The sequence below is a fragment of the Nitriliruptor sp. genome, assembly GCF_040882075.1.
Classification (GTDB): Bacteria; Actinomycetota; Nitriliruptoria; order Nitriliruptorales; family Nitriliruptoraceae; genus Nitriliruptor.
In genome coordinates this window covers 1-3154 of sequence record NZ_JBBEBZ010000126.1, presented here as the reverse complement: position 1 = coordinate 3154, position 3154 = coordinate 1, and the positions used below count along the sequence as shown (strand labels likewise).

Here is a 3154-nt window from a genome sequence, read left to right as displayed (position 1 = left end):
GAGTTTGCCAGTGGGTGGGATCGCGCCGATCGTGGGCGACGGCCAGGATCCGGAGCTCATGCCGCCCAATCACGTAGACGACGTGATAGGGGAAGCGCGGAACCGGGGTCCGACGAGCTCGGTGGTCGTCCCCGAGACCCGGGATGGTTGTCCCGATGTGCGGCCAGCGCTGGATCGCGGACGTCAACTCGTCGACCCTGGCGAGGAACTCTGCCCCGAGCCCAGGACGTCGCTGCTCGTACCAGCGGACGGCAGCCGTCAGTTCCTGCTGTGCCTCGCTGCCGAACCTGAGCGGCAACGTCACCGTTCGGCGAACTCACGAGCGATCCGATCACGCACGATCGACCAGTCCTCACCCGGGGTCTCACCCGCCAGGAAGTCTCTCGTGCGGCGGTCGATCTCCTCTGCCCAGAGCCGTTCGGCGGTGGCGGCGTCGTCGTCACCGGGCGTCTCGAGGCTGGCCAGCAACTGGGCGGCCAGGTCGGCGCGATCCTCGACCGACAGGTCGAGCGCTGCCGTGAGAAGCTCCTGCGCGTGTTGGGTCATGAGGCCAGCGTACATCGACCGCGCCGGTGGCCGACAGTGGCGCGGTCGCGACGCTGTGGACGAAGGGGGCCCGCGCATACTCGACTTGGCAGTCGGTTTCGAATAGTGCGACGAGCGTGCCGGGGTGGCGGGAAACGTCCCGCCGTGGATGTCACGGCGCGACCCGATGCTCCTCGTCGCCGATGCCGTAGACAGCGTCCATGATCCGAGGGGAGAGGTAGACCCGGTTGCGTTTCTTGCCGGTCACCTCAGTGAGGATGTCTTGATCCACGAGGGCGTCGATCGCCTTCTGCGCCGTGGGTAGCGTGACGTTGAGCTGCCCTGTGAGGCGCTTGGCCGTCACGTAGGGACGGTCGAGCAGGGACTCGGCGAGGCGGACCGTCGTGTTCGTCACTCGGGCCGTCAGGAGTTCTTCTCGGATGTCGCGCTGGAGATCGACCAGCCGGACGGTGCGTTCCTCGGCATCTCGCGACTGGTGCGCCACCCCGTCGAGGAAGAAGTTGATCCACGGAGTTGGGTCTCCCGTGGCGCTGGTCTCGAACAGTAGGTGGTAGTACTGGCTCCGGTGACGCTCGAAGTACGCCGAGAGGTAGAGCATCGGACGTTCGAGCACCCCTCGCTCGCAGAGAGCGAGGGGGACGAGCAGCCGGCCGATGCGTCCGTTCCCGTCGAGGAAGGGGTGGATCGTCTCGAACTGGTAGTGGGCAAGCGCCAGCGCAACGAGGTTCGGAAGCTGATGCTCGTGCAGGAACCGTTCGAGATCCGCCAACGCTTCGTGCATCGCGTCCACCGGGGGAGGAACGAACTTCGCCGAGGTCAGCGTGGACCCCGGCGGCCCGATCCAGTTCTGGGTGCGACGAAACTCGCCGGGGGTCATGGCCTCGCCGCGCACCCCCGACATGAGGATCGCGTGGGTCTCGCGGATGAGTCTGAGGCTGAGCGGTAGGCGGTCCAGTGCTCGGAGTGCGTGGTCGAGCGCGTGCGTGTAGTTGACGACCTCGCGAAGGTCGCCCTCGGGAGGGACGTTCACGTCGTGGTCGGCTTCGAACAGCAGGAGCTCACCGACCGATGTCTGGGTCCCCTCGATCTTCGAACTCAGGACCGCTTCGATGCGCACGTAGGGGCCCATGAGGATGTCGGGACTGGGTAGGAGGCGACTGACCCCTGCTAGACGGTGAACAGCAGCCGTGGCCTCAGTCAGCTTGTTGACCGTCGTGGCGTCGTAGTCGACCTCGCGGGGAACTGGCCCCGGATGGAACGCGTGGTGGCCATCGATGGTCTTGCGGACAGCGCCGAGCCGGTCGGACGTGAAGGCCTCGACATCCACGGTGATCCCCCCTTCGATGGGAAAGCCGTCTTTCCCTTCCTCTCGACATACGAAAGAATATCACCTAAACCTATCGTAACGTCGGCGTTCGTGAAGCTGCCTTTCGCATCGCACAGCGTCGCGGCGGGTACGCGCCCCCGTTCGGCTTCGAGAGTTCCACTCGATCGAGCAACCAGCGGGAGCCATTGGCCGTCCTCGCGGAGACCGTTGGATGCGCGGACGCTGCCATGCCGCGCCATGTCGTAGGGGGCTGGTTGGCTAGTCGTGCTGTCACCGAGGAGTAGCTGCGGGTGAGTCCACCGAGCGTTGGGGAGAGGTTCGTGCCGCGCCGACCGTTCCGGCTCGGGCGAGACGCGCCTGGCAAGCTCGCGGCCCGCGGGATCAGCGAGAGCGAGGTTCGTTCGCTGCTCCAGGATCACGTCATCGTGGACATCGTTGAGGGCCGAAGTAGGTGTGTGCTCCTGGGTCGCGTTTCTGGTCGTGCGCTCGTAGCGGTGGTTGCTGACGACGAGCTGGACGACGCCACGGTCCTGGTGTCGGTGTACGAACCAGATGCTGCACGAGGCTGGACAACCGAGTTGATCGACCGCACCCTGCGGGGGGACGGTCTTGAGGAGCCGCTGCGATGACGCGCCATGCTCATGATGACGGCAGGTTGACGGAGGGCCTGGTGGACTACGACCACGTCGTTCACCGCGAGGATGGCACGGCGAGCCTGTTGGTCGTCGCCGGCGTGCCGGCGTCGATCTGCGATGTCTGCGACGAGTACTGGTTCGATGAGGAGGTTGGGTTCGCCCTGGCTCGCCTCATCCAGGAGCAGACACCGGAGCCGGGGGAGATCCGCCGCATCGGGTGGACCCCGGCTCACGCCGCTTGAAGCTGGTCGACACCGTCGATCGGATCGAGTTCGGTGCCGACGTCGTGCGTTCGCTTGCTGACGCGGGCCTCTGAACCTGTAGCACCCGGTGCCGGCTACCCATCGAAGTAGAGATCCGCGGCCGAGGGATGAGCATCGAGGGCCCAGACGCGGTCGTAGGCTGCGGAGACCAGGTGCCAGACCAGATCCTGCCCATCTGCCGCTGACTGGATACCGCTCGCCAGGTCCCCGAACACGACGAACTCGTGCGGGATGAGTCGCCCAGCGGCGTCTCGCCGCCGGTCCGGGTCGGGGAAGCGCAACGCCCCCCTGTTGTCGGCGAGGTGCCATGCCATCGGCCCGTCGCCCAGACGCGCGATAGCGCTTTCGTACTCCGGCAGTGGGTCGGCCAGCCCGCCGTCCAG

6 protein-coding genes are annotated in these 3154 nt (G+C 66.4%); 2 read left to right on the top strand and 4 right to left on the bottom strand.

Annotated elements, in window-relative coordinates; translation table 11 throughout:
* The 3 genes from WEB03_RS07660 to WEB03_RS07650 all read right to left on the bottom strand — a co-directional run.
* The coding region (locus tag WEB03_RS07660; RefSeq protein ID WP_368070359.1) for a type II toxin-antitoxin system RelE/ParE family toxin at positions 1-304 on the bottom strand (304 nt) is incomplete at its 3' end.
* Positions 301-561 (bottom strand): addiction module protein, encoded by a 261-nt coding sequence (locus WEB03_RS07655; RefSeq protein ID WP_368070358.1) that lies wholly within the window; start codon positions 559-561, stop codon positions 301-303. The genes WEB03_RS07655 and WEB03_RS07660, both read right to left, overlap by 4 nt.
* Positions 562-697: 136 nt before the next feature.
* A complete protein-coding gene (locus WEB03_RS07650; protein WP_368070357.1) occupies positions 698-1873 on the bottom strand; it encodes a Fic family protein in 1176 nt (391 codons plus the stop codon).
* 320 nt (positions 1874-2193) lie between these two features.
* On the opposite strand from WEB03_RS07650, the gene WEB03_RS07645 reads away from it, so the two are divergent.
* Together WEB03_RS07645 and WEB03_RS07640 are read left to right on the top strand one after the other, a co-directional pair.
* Positions 2194-2502, top strand: coding sequence for a DUF4258 domain-containing protein (locus tag WEB03_RS07645; protein ID WP_368070356.1), 309 nt, complete (start codon positions 2194-2196; stop codon positions 2500-2502).
* A gap of 41 nt (positions 2503-2543) precedes the next feature.
* A complete protein-coding gene (locus tag WEB03_RS07640) occupies positions 2544-2750 on the top strand; it encodes a YgiT-type zinc finger protein (protein WP_368070355.1) in 207 nt (68 codons plus the stop codon).
* A gap of 95 nt (positions 2751-2845) precedes the next feature.
* Here the strand turns inward: WEB03_RS07640 and WEB03_RS07635 are convergent.
* Positions 2846-3154: hypothetical protein (locus WEB03_RS07635; RefSeq protein ID WP_368070354.1), on the bottom strand; the 309-nt coding region annotated here is incomplete at its 5' end.

Coding starts and splice junctions, on each gene's coding strand:
- WEB03_RS07655 (WP_368070358.1), bottom strand. CDS start 561: ATGTACGCTGGCCTCATGACCCAACACGCGCAGGAGCTTCTCACGGCA.